This is a genomic window from Acinetobacter sp. YH12052, assembly GCF_013419835.1.
In the GTDB taxonomy this organism is placed as follows: Bacteria; Pseudomonadota; Gammaproteobacteria; order Pseudomonadales; family Moraxellaceae; genus Acinetobacter; species Acinetobacter amyesii.
Map to the genome: position 1 here is coordinate 1 of NZ_VOZI01000027.1, position 17,309 is coordinate 17,309.

Sequence of the window (17,309 nt, forward strand, 5' to 3'; positions counted from 1 at the left end):
AAACCTTCAAAATTCTTGCTGAGCGATATCGCAATCGAGGCAAAAGACTAGCATTAAGATTCAATCTAATTGCTGGAATTTATAACTTGGAGCTGAGTGAAAAATGACTTATGAAAGAAATCTAATAATTCAAAATAATGCTTTAAATACTGAAAAGCATCTTCCTTTCGCATAAGGTCGATGCTTTTTTTTCATAGACATGCCTTTTATCTTTTTTATTCATATAAAATTCATTTTTAATTATTTTTTATGCATAAAGATTGGCGCTATTCTTCACCCATGTTACAGATAAAGTAAAAATTATTGAGGTTCACATGAGTATTTCCGCAAAGTTAAAATTGGGTGTTATTGCTGCCGTCATCTCGACGGTTTCTTTTGGCGCAGCTGCGAAAGATTTTTTAAACGTATCTTACGACCCAACGCGTGAACTCTATGAAAGTGTGAATAAAGACTTCAGCAAATATTGGGAAAGCCGTACAGGTCAAAAAATTAATTTTAAACAATCTCATGGTGGTTCAGGCAAACAAGCGCGTGCAGTCATTGATGGCTTAGATGCTGATGTAGTGACTTTAGCTCTCGCAGCGGATATTGATGTGATTGCAGAAAAAGCCAAACTTTTATCTGCAGATTGGCAAAAGAAACTTCCACAAAACTCAACGCCATATACCTCAACGATTGTGTTCTTAGTACGTAAAGGCAACCCAAAAGCGATTAAAGATTGGGGCGATCTGGTTAAACCAGGCGTAGGTATTATTACCCCAAACCCGAAAACTTCAGGCGGTGCGCGTTGGAACTATCTAGCTGCATGGGCTTGGGCAAAACATCAAACGGGTGGTAATGATACAACGGCTCAAGAATTTGTCCGTAAGATTTATAAAAACACCAAAGTACTCGATTCAGGCGCACGTGGTTCGACTACGACCTTTGCTGAACGTGGCATTGGTGATGTATTACTAGCTTGGGAAAATGAAGCACATTTAGCGATTCGTGAACAACCGGGTAAGTTTGAAATTGTGACCCCTTCACTTTCAATTTTAGCTGAGCCACCTGTTGCTGTTCTTGAAAAAAATGCGGAGAAAAAAGGCAATCTTTATTTAGCCAAAGGTTATTTAAACTTCCTTTATTCACCACGTGGTCAGCAAATCGCAGCTCAGAATTTTTACCGTCCACGCAACGCTACAACGCTTGCACAATACACATCAGTCTTTAAGCCACTTAAACTCGTGACCATTGATAAAGAATTTGGTGGTTGGGATAAAGTCCAAAAAGCACACTTTGAAAATGGCGGCGTGTTTGACCAAATCGTTAAAGCCAACAACGGAAAATAAGACCAGTCATTGACTGAATCAGGAGAACTTGACATGACACATACAGTAATTGTCCCGGGTGTAGGCGGTAGTGAACACGCACATTGGCAATCTTGGTTACAACGTCAGCTCATGTCTAGCTCTCGTGTTCAGCAAAAAGATTGGAATCATCCTGTACTAAAAGACTGGATTAAACAATTCGTTCAAACCGTACGACCTATACAGGGTGAAATTCAAATTGTGGCGCATAGCTTTGGTTGTTTAACCACGGTGGCAGCATTGGCCTTGCATCCTGAACTGAATAAAAAAATCAAAAATTTAGTTTTGGTTGCGCCAGCCAATCCAGCACGCTTTGGAGAAAACGGCTTTGCACGCGACAGTACAACGGATTACAAAGCATTTTTTCATCAGCTAACTATTCGTGTGCCGACAACGATGTTGATTAGTGAAAATGATCCTTGGCTTGGCTTTGAAGATGCAAAACAACTTGCAGGTGCTTGGAAGCTCTACCCTGTGAATATGGGCGCTGTAGGACACATTAATGTTGCATCAGGTTTTGGACCGTTTCCTGAAATTTTCAATTACTTAATTTCAGAAAACCACATGAAACATATCAACTTTACTGATGAAAACAAGTATTTATTTCAATTTGCTTTTTAAGTACTGAGCATTAAGCTTGTCGCAAAATCATTTATTCAATTTTGCTGACCTTTTAAGTCAGCTTTTCTCATTTTGAGGAGTCATCATGTCGCAGCGATCCCGAGTGCTGCCAGGATTTGGTCTTTCTCTAGGCTTTACCCTAGCGTATTTATCCTTAATTGTGCTCATTCCCCTTTCAGCCGTATTTATTAAATCTTTAGGTATCGGTTGGGACGGACTATGGGAGATTTTAAGCTCAGAACGTATTTTAAAATCGTTACAACTGAGTTTTAGTACCGCCATTATTGCTGCATTAGTCAATGTGGTTTTTGGTTTGCTCTTAGCATGGTGTTTGGTTCGTTATACCTTCCCGGGTAAACGTATTGTCGATGCATTGGTTGATTTACCTTTTGCATTGCCAACTGCCGTTGCTGGTATTGCATTAACTTCGTTATATGCACCGACTGGTTGGATCGGTCAGTACCTTGAACCTATTGGCATTAAAGTCGCATATACCCCGATCGGTATTACCTTAGCCCTCATCTTTATTGGTATTCCTTTTGTGGTTCGTACTGTACAGCCTGTACTGAGTGATCTAGAAACTGAACTTGAAGAAGCAGCTTCGGCACTGGGCGCAAATCGCTTTCAGATCGTGACCAAAGTGATCTTACCTATTCTATTTCCTGCGCTGTTAACAGGTTTTGCTTTGGCCTTTGCACGCGGTGTGGGTGAATATGGATCGGTGATTTTTATCGCAGGTAACCAACCCTTCAAAACTGAAATTGCCCCATTGATGATCATCTCTCGCCTTGAAGAATATGATTATGCAGGCGCGACCACGATTGCAGTCGTGATGCTGGTGATTTCTTTTGCCATTTTATTCTTAATTAACTTGGTTCAAGCATGGGCAAGTCGCCGTACAGGGAGAACTGCACGATGAATACGAACAGTAATGCGCTTGCGGAAAAATTACAGTCGCGTGATGCAACGCGTGAACCGACATGGGTTCGTTATACCCTGATCATCATTGCTTTAATTTTCTTCTTAAGCTGCCTGATTCTGCCATTGGTTTTGGTTTTCGTTGAAGCCTTTAAACAAGGTGTTGGCGTTTACTTCCAAGCACTGGTACATCCAGATACATTATCAGCAGTAAAACTTACGCTACTGACAGCTGTGATTGCCGTACCGTTGAACGTCGTCTTTGGTGTAGCTGCGGCATGGTCTGTTGCCAAGTTTAATTTCCGTGGTAAATCTATTTTAACCACGATTATTGATATGCCATTTTCAGTCTCTCCAGTTATTGCTGGTTTAATGTTGGTATTGATTTTTGGTACTCAAGGTTGGTTAGGCGGCTGGCTGATGGATAACGACATCAAAATTTTATATGCCGTTCCAGCCATTGTCCTTGCTACTGTGTTTATTACCGTTCCTTTTGTGGCACGTGAGTTGATTCCATTAATGGAAGCTCAAGGGACAGAGGAAGAAGAAGCAGCTATCGTATTGGGTGCTTCAGGCTGGCAGACTTTCTGGAAAGTGACACTTCCAAATATCAAATGGGGCTTAATCTACGGCGTGATTCTATGTAATGCACGTGCAATGGGTGAGTTTGGTGCAGTATCAGTGGTTTCAGGTCACATTCGCGGCGAAACCAACACCTTACCGCTACATGTAGAAATCCTTTATAACGAATATACCTTTAGTGCTGCTTTTGCTGTGTCTTCACTATTAGCGCTCTTGGCGATTGTGACCCTGATTTTAAAAACATGGGTTGAACTACGTCAGGAACGACAAGACAAGCGTAAAGAAGATTCACAAGTTTCTTAAGGAATGACCTCATGAGTATTCAAGTAAAAAATATTGAAAAACACTTTGGTGCATTCCATGCACTTAAAAATATCTCTTTAGATTTTCCTGATGGTCAGCTCGTTGCGCTGCTTGGCCCATCAGGCTGTGGTAAAACCACCCTGCTCCGTATCATTGCAGGACTTGAATCTGCCGATGGCGGTCAAGTCATTCTAGAAGGTGAAGATGCCACTAAAGTTCATGTCCGTGAACGTGAAGTTGGTTTTGTATTCCAACATTATGCACTGTTCCGTCATATGACCGTATTTGACAACATTGCTTTTGGTTTACGCGTACGCCCACGTGCAACACGCACATCTGAAGCCGAGATCAAAAAACGGGTTACTCGTTTGCTTGATCTTGTTCAGCTTGGTTTCTTGGCTGACCGTTACCCTGCACAACTTTCAGGTGGTCAACGCCAACGTATTGCCCTAGCACGTGCATTAGCGGTTGAACCGCGTGTGTTATTACTGGATGAGCCTTTTGGTGCATTGGATGCCAAAGTTCGTAAAGAATTACGCCGCTGGTTACGTACCTTGCATGACGAACTCCACATCACCTCTATTTTCGTGACCCATGACCAAGAAGAAGCGCTTGAAGTGGCCGATCAAATCATTGTGATGAATAAAGGCAACGTAGAACAGATAGGCTCGCCGCGTGAAGTTTATGAAAAACCTGCAACACCGTTTGTATTTGACTTTTTAGGTCAAGCCAACCGTTTTGAAGGTCAAAATAGCAATGGCCTCATTCAAATTGGTGAAGACCGAATTTTGTTGCCACAAAACGCCAATGTGCCGCAAGGAAATGTCATTGCCTTCGCACGTCCGGATGAACTGCGTATTCATGCACAGCCGCAAGAAAATGCCATTCAAGCGACTTTTATACGTGAGCTTTGGATTGCAGGTAAAGTGATTGCTGAATTGCATGACCGTCAAGGCAATCTGATTGAAATTTCATTAACGGCAGATGAAGCGAAAGCGCATCAATTCCGCCCAAATCAAACGGTATGGTTAAGTGCAACGAACTTGCATTTATTTGAAAACCAAGTTGCATAAAACAAAAAGTTGGGGCCGTCATAAGCCCCACTTGCTTTTAAGGTAAAATAAAATTATGAATTTCCAACAATTAAGAATTATTCGAGAAACCGTACGTCAGAATTTTAATTTAACAGAAGCATCTGCTGCACTTTACACCTCGCAGTCTGGCGTGAGTAAACACATCAAAGATCTAGAAGATGAACTTGGTGTACAGCTGTTTATTCGTAAAGGTAAACGTCTACTCGGTTTAACCGAACCAGGCCAGTCATTATTGGGTATCGTTGAACGCATGCTCGTGGATGCTGACAATATTAAACGTCTGGCAGATGACTTTAACAAAGTAGATGAAGGGACATTGACGATTGCGACCACACATACGCAAGCACGTTATGTCTTGCCGCCGATTGTGAACCAATTTAAAAAAGAATTTCCAAAAGTTCATCTAATTTTGCAACAAGCAAGCCCTGTTGAAATTACAGAAATGCTCCTTCAAGGTGAAGCGGATATTGGGATCGCAACCGAATCGTTAACCACCGAAGATAACCTTGCAAGTGTGCCTTACTATAACTGGCAACACAGTATCATCACACCACAAGAGCACCCACTGACCCAAAAATCAAATATCACCATTGAAGATTTGTCGAACTATCCAATTATTACTTACCACGGTGGTTTTACGGGTCGTTCAAAAATTGATAAAGCCTTTGAAGATTCAGGCTTTGATGTTGATATCGTAATGTCTGCACTTGATGCAGACGTTATTAAAACCTATGTTGAACTCAATATGGGGGTGGGTATTGTCAACGATGTAGCATATGACCCAGAACGTGACTACCGCCTAAAACAGATTCCTACCGATATTTTCGGGGTCAATACCACTTGGATTGCTGTTCGCAAAGGACATTTACTACGCGGTTATGGCTATGAGTTTATTTCTTTATGTTCACCAGATGCTGACATCAAAGCGTTGAAAAAAGTCGCTTACCCAGAAGAATGATAGGCCAATTGACGAATTAAAGAGGACACCTACTGTCCTCTTTTTTTGGTAAACACATATTTTATCTAAGTTTTCTTGGCTTTATTTTTAATTTTGATTAAAATACATCCAACACAATAAAAATTAAAACCTTATTACTTCCGACCCATATTTATGAAAAATCAATTCGTCGCAGTGGCAGTCGGTATCGTCTGTCCCATACAAATCATGTATGCAGCAGGGATAGAAAACTCAGATCAATCGATCTCGGCCTTTCTTGAACCCGGAAATTATACTGAAGTCAGTTTCGCTTATGTCGATGCTCAAGTGGACGGCAAAGTTCAAAACCAAGGTTTAATCAGTGAGTTGGGCATCACTGATTTTTCTACAGGGAATCTCGCTCATCAACAATTTTCTGGGAAATTTGCACTCAAAATTCAACCGCATGAAAATATTTCTGCGGGGATGATTTATGAACAACCTTTTCATACCGACATCAGTTATCAATATAGCCCTCGCCTACCAGATGGCTCAAATATCGATATTGAAAGTGCCGATATTAACTTTAGAACGCATAACCTAACTGGACTGGTAGGCTATCAGCCGAATAAAAATTGGAATATTTATAGCGGTTTGAGCCTACAAACATTTAAAGGTGATTTAAAAATTTCTGGGCAACAATATGCTGCTCTCAATGGCTACCATGCCGATTTTAAACAAGATGAAGCGATTGGTTGGCTGCTCGGATTCAGTTATCAAATCCCTGAATATGCTATTAAAACTAGCCTAACCTATCGTTCAAAAATCAAACATGAAAATAAGACCTCTGAATCAACTTTATATTCAAATGGTCCTTTTCAATTAGTACTTGACACTCATACCTCAATTCAAACGCCACAAAGCGTCAATTTTGATTTTCAAACAGCCATTAGCCCACACAATGTTGTATATGGCACAGTTCGGTGGATTAATTGGAAAGATTTCAACATTCAGCCACCGCAGTTTAATGCCGTCCTTCAATACGCAGCACTCGATCCACAATACCGTGATTTAGCTGATATCCAATTGGTGGAATATCAGAAAGATCAATGGTCAGGAAAGTTAGGGATTGCACATCAATTGAATCCGAGTTGGCTCGCTGCTGCAGAGTTTATTTGGAACAATGGGACAGGAAATGCGGCGTCTACCTTAAACCCAAGTGATGGCTATCGAGGTTTAGGTTTAGGTATGATGCATAAATTTAACCCGAACAATTTTCTAGCGACTGGCCTGTATTATATGAAACTCTCAAAACCATCGAATACTGAAAAATCTCATATTTCAGGTCTTGCAAGTGTCTCAGACAATGATGCCATGATCTATGGTTTGAAATTTGGTCACAGATTTTAAACGCATTCTAAAAACAAAAAAACGAGCCGAAGCTCGTTTTTTTATTTCAGTAATAACTTACCAATGGTAGCTCACACCTACTTTACCTACTGGAAGCCATTCGTATTTGTCATCTTGCTCAACGTTACGTTCATGGTCAGCAAGAATTGCAGGGTCATCACCTACACCTGTCAATTTAGCCGATGGATTACCAGTGTAATAAGCACCTACTTCACCGAATACGCCCCAGTTTTTATTCAATTTTGGCGCAAAACCTAAACCTAGGTATGGAGCGATGTCATTATCATAAGACACTGTACCGTTTACTCGTGTAAAGTTTGTCTCTTCACCATCAATTTTAATTGGTGTATCACCTTTACGACGCTTATCTAACGTATATTCAGTGTCGATATAACCTACACCCGCAGCAACATAAAGACCTTGAGCCCATGGATTAGCACTTGCACCCCAAGGACGAACTTCTGCATTTAAGTAACCAACTTTGTTATCCATATCCATGTCGTATTTTACGCCATCGACAGATAAGTCATCAGACCATGAAATATCACCACCGTTATAACCTAATGCAAGGCCAACGTATGGGTTCGCAGTCCAAAGTAACGCACCACCATAACCAGTCGTACCCACTTCTAGACGAGCGCCAGTTGGGATAAGTTGGTTTTGATCAAATGCATAGCCATCATGAACTACAGAGGTATCTGCCATTGCAGTACCTGCAGCAGTAAGTAGAGCAGCTACTGTTAATAAACGTAATGATTTCATGTGTTTCTCCTCAAAATAAACTGTTATTCAGATTTTACAGACTTGTTATATGGCACATGTTAAAAGGAAACTCCGCTTAACTTTTATGCAAATTTACTGATTTTTTGTTAATTTTTGATACATTTAGATTTTAATATTGATTAATAAAGAGTTTTTGTTTGATTTTTTTAAACATAATAATGATGCTTGAGAACAATTCTGTATATTTTGCGTATTTTTTATACAAATTTTATGAAAGTGCTACATCCATCACCCTTAGTTTCTTGGTTTTAGCGCTTGCTTAATAATTAATTCCGATCCTAGGCCGATTTACCATCTATTTTTGACTCGATTTAGTGTAAAATCTTGGAAAATTTTTTTCTGGATGGAAGAACATGTCTCAGCTTTCAACAATCATTGAACAAGCGTTTGAAGACCGTGCTAATTTCACTGCAGCTGACTGTCCTGCTGAAGTACGTGCAGCAGTAGAAGAAGTGATCGCTGGCCTAGATAACGGTACATTACGTGTTGCTGAAAAAATTGATGGTGAATGGATTGTTCATCAATGGGTGAAAAAAGCCGTTTTGCTTTCATTCAAATTGAACGACAACAAACCAATGGAAGCTTGTGACTTACGCTTCTATGACAAAGTTGACACTAAGTTCTCTGACTGGACTGAAGAACAATTTAAAGCTGCTGGTGTACGTGTAGTACCACCTGCTGTAGCACGTAAAGGTTCTTTCCAAGCAAAAAATGTTGTATTGATGCCTTCATATGTCAATATTGGTGCATATGTTGACGAAGGTACGATGGTTGATACATGGGCAACTGTTGGTTCATGTGCTCAAATTGGTAAAAACGTTCACTTATCAGGTGGCGTTGGTATTGGTGGCGTTCTTGAACCACTTCAAGCAAACCCAACAATCATTGAAGACAACTGCTTTATCGGCGCGCGTTCTGAAATCGTTGAAGGTGTGATCGTAGAAGAAGGTTCTGTGATTTCAATGGGCGTATTCATTGGTCAATCGACTAAGATTTATGACCGTGAAACTGGCGAAATCCATTACGGCCGTGTTCCTGCTGGTTCTGTTGTGGTTTCTGGTAGCTTGCCGTCTAAATGCGGTAAATACAGCCTCTACGCTGCAGTAATCGTGAAAAAAGTTGACGCGAAAACTCGTGCGAAAACAAGCTTGAACGACTTATTACGCGAAGACTAAGTCTTTATTTCAGCGGAGCATTCGTGTTCCGTGGAGCCTCTATCGCTCCTCGTCTCTACGGTTAGCAATGATCGTAGAGATTTTTTGTTTTTTTATATCTGGTTAATTTTGTTATGAGTACCCTTCGATCTTCCGCTATTCCTGTTTCTGATCCGTCTGCGGGTTTACGTATTACGGAGATTTTTTATTCATTGCAAGGCGAAGCCAATACCGCAGGTTTGCCTACGGTCTTTATCCGCTTGACGGGCTGTCCGTTACGTTGCACTTATTGTGATACAACCTATTCGTTTGAAGGCGGTGAACGCCAATCATTAGAAGAAATTATTCAAACCACTTTAGATTTTAAAACTCCTTATATTTGCGTGACGGGTGGTGAGCCACTTGCTCAACCGAACGCCCTTCCCCTCATGACCCGTCTGGCCGATTTAGGCTGCGAAGTCTCTTTAGAAACCAGTGGTGCTTTAGATGTGTCTAAAGTTGACCCGCGTGTTTCAAAAGTTATGGATTTAAAAACCCCGACATCGGGTGAAGTTGCACGAAACTTGCTTAGCAACTTCGACCATTTAACAGCGCATGATCAGATCAAATTTGTGATTTGTAATCGTGAAGACTATGAATGGTCAAAACAGCAAGTTGAGCGCTATAAGCTAAACGAAAAAGTTAGCACCATTTGGTTCTCTCCGGCCTTTGCCGTTGAAAAAAGTGCTGTTCGTTTGCCTCAGCTTGCACGTGATTTAGCACAATGGATTTTAGAAGACCATCTCCCTGTTCGCTTCCAATTGCAATTACATAAATTGCTTTGGAACGATGAAACTGGTCGTTAAGTTTTAAAGAATTATTTGGAGTAATGCATATGCGCCCTCGTGCCATAGTTTTATTGTCTGGCGGCTTAGACTCAACCACTTGTTTAGCTTGGGCTCAAGCACATTATGAATGTATCGCCTTAAGTTTTATGTATGGTCAACGTTCTACAACAGAACTGGATGCTGCTCGTGAGTTAACTAAGCAGGCTGGTGTAGAACATCGTGTCATTAATATCGACTTAGGTAACTTAGGTGGCTCTGCGTTAACGGACCATAGTATTGAAGTTCCTGATCATGAACAAGCTGGTATTCCTGTAACTTATGTACCAGCGCGTAACACGATTTTCTTGTCATATGCTTTAGCTGCGGCGGAAGTTTTTGGTGCAGAAGCGATTGTGATTGGTATCAATGCAGTTGATTACTCTGGCTATCCAGACTGCCGTCCAGAGTTTATCGAAGCATTTGCCAACATGGCTCGCCTTGCAACGAAGGTTGGCGTTGAAGGAAAACCACTTAAATTTGAAACACCTCTGTTACATTTATCCAAAGCAAATATCATTCGCTTAGGTATAGAACATGGCGTAGACTACAGTCAAACGGTGTCTTGCTATCAAGCAGATGACCAAGGTCGTGCTTGCGGTAAATGCGATAGCTGCCGTCTTCGTAAACAAGGTTTCGTTGACGCAGGTGTTGAAGATCCGACACGTTACATACCGAAATAACAAGGTAGGGTTTATGAAAAATTTAAAATCAAACATTATTCTTTCTGCTGCTTTCTCTGCAGCTGCGTTGTTTGCTTCAGTTGCACACGCTGACAACGACAAGCTTCAACAAGCATATAAGAGCACTAACGTAAAATCTTCGTTAATTAATGTTTGTAAAGAAGAAACTGGCAAAGGTAAAAAACTAACTGCCGCTGAAGTTAGCAAATACTGTACTTGTGCTGTTGAAGCAGATGGTCGTTTAACCAATGCTCAAAAATGGGAAATCCAAAGCACAATCAACCAGAAGAAAAGCCCTGCAACACTCGCTTTTGTTCAAAAACAAAATAAAGACCTTCAAGCATGTTTTGGTCCTCAGTTAACAGGTAAATTAAAAAATTTAACTGAAGAAGCAATGAAATCTGCTCAAGCGAAAAAATAATTTTCGTCTTAAAAAAGCCTGCAAATGCAGGCTTTTTTATTGCTTTAAGTTCAAAGTAAATTCTGTATGATGGTCATATTTCACATACTTTGTTTAAGCCCCTTTAGGGATAAGACACGAAAAAGGAAATCTTCATGACTGAAATTAGCTTACCAAATCAAACCTTTCCAACTACCTCAGGTGAAGTTAACCTTGCGGAACTTAACAATGACTGGCTGATTGTTTACTTCTACCCTAAAGATTCAACACCGGGATGTACGACGCAAGCCATTGGGTTTTCATGCTTAAAAGATCAGTTTGATGCGCTTAATACACCAATCTACGGCATTTCTCGTGACTCGGTTAAAGCCCATCAAAACTTCACTGAAAAGCAAAATCTAAGCATTGATTTAATCAGTGATAAAGAAGAAGTGCTATGTCAGCATTTTGACGTGATTAAAGAAAAAAATATGTATGGCAAAAAGGTTATGGGCATCGAACGTTCAACCTTTATTTTCCATCATGGCAAGCTGGTAAAAGAATATCGTAAAGTCAAAGCTGCAGGCCATGCAGAACAAGTCTTAGAAGATTTAAAAGCATTACAAGCTGCATAAAATTAATGATTTGAGCCCGCTCCTATAGGAATGGGCTCAAACTTAATAAGAAGCTTCTAACTATAGCCAAATCCTAAAAACTATAGAACAATAGAGATATGGGATATTCAAAAGATTTTAAAGATAAAGTCATAGAAATTATGATTCGAGACGAAATGTCTGTGCGAAAAGCAGCACAGCATTTTAACATCTGTATACAGACGATTCAGAACTGGAAAAAGTCCACTACAAACAAACCTATTCCTGGCCGTCCAGCTAAAATTAGCAGAGAGCAAATATTGAAGGATGTTGAACAATATCCTGATGATTATCAGTATGAGCGAGCTGAACGTTTAGGAGTAAGCACTCATGCGGTATTTAATGCGTTACATGCCGCAGGAATATCGCGTAAAAAAAGACGTTAAAGCATCCTAAAGCAGATCAAAATCAACGTCAGCAATTTCAAAATCTCATAGAGTGTTTAGAAGGGAAATTGCCTCTGATTTACATAGATGAAAGTGGTTTTCAAAGTGAAAGTACCAGAACTCATAGTTATAGCCTTCAAGGAACACGTGCTGAAGGTGAATTTAACTGGCAGTTGAAGAATTGGAGTAATGCGATCGGTGCAATCATTGAAAATAGATTGTTGACAGTTGGTGTGTTTAATTGTTCTGTGAATACAGAAGTATTTGAATGTTGGATTGAACAGGATTTATTACCTAAGTTGAAAGAAAGCAGTGTTTTGATTATGGACAATGCGACCTTTCACAAAGGGAAAAGACTTCAGGAGTTGATACGTTGTGCAGGCCATTACATTGTGTGGCTTCCTAAATATAGTCCAGATTTAAATCCAATAGAAAATATGTGGTCACGAGTCAAGGCGATTCGAACTAAGTTTAGAGTTAAAGATATTGATAAATTATTTAAAGATTACTGTAATGATTTATTTGGTATTTAGCTATAGAGCAATAATGAGGCTGCAATTCCCCACATCACAACGCCAATAATAAAGTCTAAAACTTTCCATGCCTTTGCACTTTGGAAGAGTGGTAATAAACAGCGCGCACCATATCCGAGAACAAAGAAAAATACCCATGAAGCTGTAATTGCCCCAATCGCAAAATATACTGCGGTCGATTCAAACTTCGTGGAAATAGAACCAATCAGCACAACCGTATCGAGATACACATGTGGATTTAACCACGTTAAAGCCAAGCAAATCAGTACCAACTTCAATAGTTTGGTTTCATTCTTCTCACTGGGCGCTAAACTGCTCGAAGTTTTAAAGGCTTGCAGAAAATGCTGTACCCCATAAACTGCTAAAAACGTTGCGCCCAAATATTTCGCTGCATTGACAATTTCCGGATGACTTTCAACCAATTGGGAGAATCCGAGCACTCCCAATAAGATGAGTATCGAATCAGAAGCAGCACAAATAGCGCAGAGCCAAAAGACATACTGCTTTTTTAACCCTTGCTTGAGAATAAACGCATTTTGCGCACCAATCGCGATAATTAGGCTAAATCCAATTGCGAGCCCTTGCATATAACTGTGCAACATTTTTAACTACACTTTCAAAGCTTTAAATGAATCTTGCTATTATCTAAGCTTATTGCTAAAAATAAGTATTTATAAATAAATATCAATATAACTAAGTTTTTCTTAGTTTATGTAATTTCTAATACTCGTAGGTGACTCATGTTACAAAGCAAACATAGTGAAGCATTTCTTGCGGTTGCAGAAACAGGAAGCTTTGAACAAGCGGCACTGCGTTTAAATATTACGGCATCTGCGGTCACGCTCAGGCTACAAACCTTAGAAAAGAAATTAGGTCATGTGCTCATTGTGCGTGAACGGCCCTGCCGCCCAACACTCGCAGGCCAATCTTTATTGCATTATTTACAACACAGCAAATTACTAGAACATAATTTTCTGCAAAATCTAACAGGACAAACGGCGAATGCTTTCTATCAAGTCAATATTGCAACCAATGCTGACTCACTTGCGACATGGCTGCTTCCGCTACTCAAAGATCTCTTAATTGAAGAAAAAATCGTGATTCATTTTCAGGTCGATGATCAGTCACAAACACATCATTTATTAGAAGCAGGACTGGTCAATGCCTGTGTCACAACAGAATCAGAAGCCATGAAAGGCTGCGTCGCAGAATATCTGGGTGAAATGCATTATCGCTTTGTAGCAACCCCTGATTTTATACAAAGATGGTTCGGTCAAGGCGTGACGCGAAATGCGTTAAGGGCTGCGCCTGCACTGATTTTTAATGAGAAAGATGACCTACATACGCAATCGATTCAGAAAAATTTCGGACTCAATCCTTCACAATATCCACATCATTTCATTCCCTCTTCAACGGCATTTTTTGATGCCATTACGATGGGCTTGGGCTATGGATGGTTACCCGACTATCAAAGCAAAGACTTATTGGCAGCGGGAAAATTGATAGAGCTTTCAACAGAACTCAGTATTGATTTAGCCTTGTATTGGCATCACTGGAACCAACAATCTGTTCAATTACAAAAATTGACTGCTGTTGTGCTGCAACATGCCAAAGATCATATGTGTTAAACCCTGTAAGACTGCGGTTATTCAAGCCGCCATTGGCCTTTGAGCTGTATCAATACTTGCTCACCAACACCACCCAGTGCTTTACGCATACCAAAATCACTACGCTTAATGGTTGCTAAAGATTGAACATCCAACACTTTTGGATTTTGCGGACTTGGGGTAAGTGTAGTATCGAAGATCACAGGCTTAGTGATGCCACGAATGGTGAGATCCCCTCGAATCATATATTTCGCATAAGCCACGGGTTCGATTTGTTTACTGACAAACTTCACTTGCTTAAATTCAGCGGCATCAAAATATTCACTTCCCAAGATTAATCCCTTTAAGCTTGGGTTACTAAAACTGATGCTATCTACATCTAACACCAAATGAGCTGAACCTTTATGTGGAATTTCAGGATCAAACTTAAGGTTCGACTGAACCTTATTAAAGCGCCCTTCAACAATCGACAGCCCCACAGATTTAATGCCAAATGTGACCTGACTATTAGGCGTTAGCGTCCATTCAGCAGCATGTAGGGGAAATACGCAACATAAAGCGAAGGCTCCCATATATTTTGCAAACGTTTCCTGACGCAAACTCATGTTTTTCTCCTGAATAAAACACAGCCTAAAAGCACTACAATGTTTATTTTTTTACTCCATTGTGGTGCTAGAACTTTAGCGTTTTTTTATAGCAGATTTGTTTTATCCTGAGTCATAAATTTGTGTTGAAGTTGTTTATAAATGTCTGTCTGTTGAAATTTTTGCAAAAAATCAATGGTACCTTGAGGAAAGGCATCTCGTTCAATTTCACCACGAAAATACGCTTCACGTACTGGTGTCGCTGAAATGGCTCCTTCTAGACTATCCAGCTCAACCATTTCCCACTCGGGGAAGAATTTTAAATAATAAGAAGAATCATCTTTAAAATGCCCGATCAAACCGACTTTTGCATTCGTTTCAACTACATCATTTACCAAAGATTTGACTAGCTTTTGCCATTTTTCATCGTTATATACATCAATCACATGCACAAACTTGATTCGCTTCTGATCTTGCTCTGAAAAATTCGACAAGATCATTCGCTCACGTTCTGTCGCTAAAAATGGATTTTTGATATTACGTTCATTTTGCGCCGAACCCAGTGCTAAAAGCACATATTGACTTTGTTGCAAGGCAATTTTAATGGTTTGCAGATGTGCTAAATGGAACGGCTGAAAACGCCCAATGAAAACCAAATAATCAAATGTATATTTCATATCAAATCAAACTTTTTATGAACTGAGCAGTTGTGCCACAGGCTGAAATATGCGACATAATGTCGAGCATAAAATCAAAACGAAACTTTTACGCAAGGATAGTACGATGACACTGAGCTGTATTCAACAACCCCATGAACATTTGAATGCGAATTTGGACAATGGCGTACTGACCTTAGCCATTAACCGGCCTCAGGCGAAGAACGCGCTGTATACAGAATTATATCTGTGGATTGCAAAAGCATTAGATGAAGCTGATCAAGATACTTCAGTGCGTGTAGTTGTACTCCGTGGTCAAGATGCAGACTTCAGTGCGGGCAATGACATGCAAGATTTTATGAAATCTGCTGCTCAAAAAGGACAAGCTCCAGCTTCTGAAGGCGCGCCGTTCATTTTATTAAAATCTGCTGCTCAATTTTCTAAGCCGCTGATTGCTGCAGTTCGCGGTGTTGCCATTGGGATTGGTGTTACGATTCTGCTTCATTGCGATCTTGTCTACAGCGACAATACTGCCCTATTTCAAATTCCGTTTGTGAGCCTTGGTTTATCACCTGAAGGTGCATCGAGCAAGCTTTTGGTTCAACAAGCAGGCTACCATAAAGCAGCTGAATTACTCTTAACCGCACAGAAGTTTGACAGTGCGACAGCGCTTTCAGCGAATTTGGTCAATAGCATTGAAGACGATGCTTATGCGACAGCTGCGAAAAAAGCAGCACAGTTATCTGCACTTCCGCTAGCATCTTTGGTTCAATCAAAAGCATTGATGAAACATAATGTGGATGAAATCGTGGCATGGATTGACCATGAAGCTGAGATTTTCATGGATCGTGTTGGCTCCCCAGAAATGATGGAAGCTGTTGCCGCCTTTATGCAAAAACGCAAACCTGACTTCTCTCAGTTCAATTAATGTTTTAATGGAACTAAAAAACCACTCATATTTGGGTGGTTTTTTTCATCTCAGCCCCAATCTATTTTCTAAATTAAAAAACTGGATGTTTCCACATGACTGCAGTATCACAAACTGAAACTAAACCTGAAAAGAAACGCTACTACGAGCCTGCGCCTGAAGGCATCGATATCGAGAATTTTAAAAAAGTTGTACAAAGCCGTCGTTCTGTACGTAAGTTTACCGACAAGGCCATTCCAAACGACGTTTTAGATGAATGCTTAGACCTCGCCTTGCTTGCACCGAATTCATCGAATTTACAACCGTGGACATTCTATGTCGTTCAGAACCCTGCAAAGAAAAAACAATTGGTGAAAGCTTGCTTAGGGCAACTAGCTGCAAAAACTGCTGCTGAATTGATTGTCTGTGTCGCGCGTACCGACCGTGTAGATGAAATGGCAAAACGGAATATTTCGGAATTTCCATTTCCTAAAGCACCTGCAGCGGTACAGAAGTATTACAAGTTTATTCCTTATAACTATAAAACTGGTTACTTCAACGCCCTAGGTAACTTTAAGAAAGTTGCTTTCAAAGTTGCACGTACACTGGATAAACAATTGCCTGTAACAGCTTTTAATGAAGCAGATGCGAAACTTTGGGCGAGCAAAACTACAGCATTGGCTTGTGAAAACTTAGTTTTGGCTCTACGTGCCTATGGTTTTGACAGTTGTATGATGGAAGGTTTTGATGAACCTTTGGTGAAGAAGATTTTAGGATTAAATGCTCAGCAATACCCAGTGATGGTGATTGGTGCAGGTGAACGTGCAAAAGATGGTGTGTTCTTCCCGCAGTATCGTTTTGACCGTGAGCTGTTTATTCAGAAGATATAATTTGCTTTCAAAAGAATAGTCACAACCACAATTAGCTGCAT

21 protein-coding genes and 1 pseudogene are annotated in these 17,309 nt (G+C 40.3%); 18 read left to right on the forward strand and 4 right to left on the reverse strand.

The window, feature by feature from the left end:
* From FTU06_RS15350 to FTU06_RS15385, 8 genes and pseudogenes are all read left to right on the forward strand, one after another.
* Positions 1-107, forward strand: a pseudogene (locus tag FTU06_RS15350) (IS5/IS1182 family transposase); the annotation flags it as partial.
* Positions 108-314: 207 nt separating this feature from the next.
* Complete coding sequence (locus tag FTU06_RS15355) at positions 315-1,328, forward strand: sulfate ABC transporter substrate-binding protein (protein ID WP_180147446.1); 1,014 nt, start codon at positions 315-317, stop codon at positions 1,326-1,328.
* A 33-nt stretch (positions 1,329-1,361) separates the two neighbouring features.
* Positions 1,362-1,967: an alpha/beta hydrolase gene (locus tag FTU06_RS15360; protein ID WP_180089287.1), complete on the forward strand. Its 606-nt coding sequence runs from the start codon at positions 1,362-1,364 to the stop codon at positions 1,965-1,967.
* Between the two features lie 85 nt (positions 1,968-2,052).
* Complete coding sequence (gene cysT, locus FTU06_RS15365) at positions 2,053-2,886, forward strand: sulfate ABC transporter permease subunit CysT (protein ID WP_180102948.1); 834 nt, start codon at positions 2,053-2,055, stop codon at positions 2,884-2,886.
* Positions 2,883-3,770 (forward strand): sulfate ABC transporter permease subunit CysW, encoded by an 888-nt coding sequence (gene cysW, locus FTU06_RS15370; RefSeq protein ID WP_078192018.1) that lies wholly within the window; start codon positions 2,883-2,885, stop codon positions 3,768-3,770. Before cysT ends, cysW begins: the two co-directional genes overlap by 4 nt.
* Positions 3,771-3,781: 11 nt before the next feature.
* Positions 3,782-4,843 carry a sulfate/molybdate ABC transporter ATP-binding protein gene (locus FTU06_RS15375; RefSeq protein WP_180147449.1) on the forward strand — a complete coding sequence of 354 codons (1,062 nt, stop codon included), beginning with the start codon at positions 3,782-3,784 and terminating at the stop codon, positions 4,841-4,843.
* A gap of 55 nt (positions 4,844-4,898) precedes the next feature.
* The gene (locus FTU06_RS15380; protein ID WP_180009951.1) at positions 4,899-5,822 is read left to right on the forward strand and encodes a CysB family HTH-type transcriptional regulator; all 924 of its coding nucleotides are present in this window, start codon (positions 4,899-4,901) and stop codon (positions 5,820-5,822) included.
* A 153-nt stretch (positions 5,823-5,975) separates the two neighbouring features.
* The gene (locus tag FTU06_RS15385) at positions 5,976-7,190 is read left to right on the forward strand and encodes an OmpP1/FadL family transporter (RefSeq protein WP_257234445.1); all 1,215 of its coding nucleotides are present in this window, start codon (positions 5,976-5,978) and stop codon (positions 7,188-7,190) included.
* 57 nt (positions 7,191-7,247) lie between these two features.
* On the opposite strand, the gene carO is transcribed toward FTU06_RS15385, so the two are convergent.
* Entirely contained in the window at positions 7,248-7,952 is a 705-nt protein-coding gene (gene carO / locus FTU06_RS15390) for an ornithine uptake porin CarO (protein ID WP_180026882.1), read from the reverse strand.
* Between the two features lie 374 nt (positions 7,953-8,326).
* Between carO and dapD the strand changes: the two genes are divergently transcribed.
* The 7 genes from dapD to FTU06_RS15425 all read left to right on the forward strand — a co-directional run bounded on the left by dapD (position 8,327) and on the right by FTU06_RS15425 (position 12,624).
* Positions 8,327-9,148: a 2,3,4,5-tetrahydropyridine-2,6-dicarboxylate N-succinyltransferase gene (gene dapD / locus FTU06_RS15395; RefSeq protein WP_111883963.1), complete on the forward strand. Its 822-nt coding sequence runs from the start codon at positions 8,327-8,329 to the stop codon at positions 9,146-9,148.
* A gap of 113 nt (positions 9,149-9,261) precedes the next feature.
* Positions 9,262-9,972: a 7-carboxy-7-deazaguanine synthase QueE gene (gene queE / locus FTU06_RS15400; protein WP_180147452.1), complete on the forward strand. Its 711-nt coding sequence runs from the start codon at positions 9,262-9,264 to the stop codon at positions 9,970-9,972.
* 29 nt (positions 9,973-10,001) lie between these two features.
* Positions 10,002-10,673: a 7-cyano-7-deazaguanine synthase QueC gene (gene queC / locus FTU06_RS15405; RefSeq protein WP_180147455.1), complete on the forward strand. Its 672-nt coding sequence runs from the start codon at positions 10,002-10,004 to the stop codon at positions 10,671-10,673.
* Positions 10,674-10,686: 13 nt separating this feature from the next.
* On the forward strand, positions 10,687-11,094 hold the full coding sequence (locus tag FTU06_RS15410; protein WP_078192024.1) for a hypothetical protein: 408 nt from the start codon (positions 10,687-10,689) through the stop codon (positions 11,092-11,094).
* Positions 11,095-11,228: 134 nt separating this feature from the next.
* Positions 11,229-11,687, forward strand: coding sequence for a peroxiredoxin (locus FTU06_RS15415; protein ID WP_111883962.1), 459 nt, complete (start codon positions 11,229-11,231; stop codon positions 11,685-11,687).
* 98 nt (positions 11,688-11,785) lie between these two features.
* On the forward strand, positions 11,786-12,091 hold the full coding sequence (locus FTU06_RS15420; RefSeq protein WP_087547287.1) for an IS630 transposase-related protein: 306 nt from the start codon (positions 11,786-11,788) through the stop codon (positions 12,089-12,091).
* Positions 12,092-12,138: 47 nt separating this feature from the next.
* The gene (locus FTU06_RS15425; protein WP_104441633.1) at positions 12,139-12,624 is read left to right on the forward strand and encodes an IS630 family transposase; all 486 of its coding nucleotides are present in this window, start codon (positions 12,139-12,141) and stop codon (positions 12,622-12,624) included.
* Here the strand turns inward: FTU06_RS15425 and FTU06_RS15430 are convergent.
* On the reverse strand, positions 12,621-13,226 hold the full coding sequence (locus tag FTU06_RS15430) for a LysE/ArgO family amino acid transporter (RefSeq protein WP_180147458.1): 606 nt from the start codon (positions 13,224-13,226) through the stop codon (positions 12,621-12,623). The genes FTU06_RS15425 and FTU06_RS15430 overlap by 4 nt on opposite strands.
* A gap of 138 nt (positions 13,227-13,364) precedes the next feature.
* Between FTU06_RS15430 and FTU06_RS15435 the strand changes: the two genes are divergently transcribed.
* Positions 13,365-14,252, forward strand: coding sequence for a LysR family transcriptional regulator ArgP (locus FTU06_RS15435; RefSeq protein WP_180009956.1), 888 nt, complete (start codon positions 13,365-13,367; stop codon positions 14,250-14,252).
* A 17-nt stretch (positions 14,253-14,269) separates the two neighbouring features.
* Here the strand turns inward: FTU06_RS15435 and FTU06_RS15440 are convergent, their stop codons facing one another.
* Together FTU06_RS15440 and FTU06_RS15445 are read right to left on the reverse strand one after the other, a co-directional pair.
* Positions 14,270-14,836, reverse strand: coding sequence for a YceI family protein (locus FTU06_RS15440; RefSeq protein WP_180147461.1), 567 nt, complete (start codon positions 14,834-14,836; stop codon positions 14,270-14,272).
* A gap of 86 nt (positions 14,837-14,922) precedes the next feature.
* Positions 14,923-15,492 (reverse strand): nicotinate-nicotinamide nucleotide adenylyltransferase, encoded by a 570-nt coding sequence (locus tag FTU06_RS15445; RefSeq protein WP_180147464.1) that lies wholly within the window; start codon positions 15,490-15,492, stop codon positions 14,923-14,925.
* Between the two features lie 106 nt (positions 15,493-15,598).
* Here FTU06_RS15445 and FTU06_RS15450 point away from each other — a divergent pair, with 106 nt between their 5' ends.
* Complete coding sequence (locus tag FTU06_RS15450) at positions 15,599-16,399, forward strand: enoyl-CoA hydratase-related protein (protein WP_180147467.1); 801 nt, start codon at positions 15,599-15,601, stop codon at positions 16,397-16,399.
* Positions 16,400-16,494: 95 nt separating this feature from the next.
* Positions 16,495-17,268 carry a nitroreductase family protein gene (locus FTU06_RS15455; RefSeq protein WP_180147472.1) on the forward strand — a complete coding sequence of 258 codons (774 nt, stop codon included), beginning with the start codon at positions 16,495-16,497 and terminating at the stop codon, positions 17,266-17,268.
* Positions 17,269-17,309 lie beyond the last annotated feature (41 nt).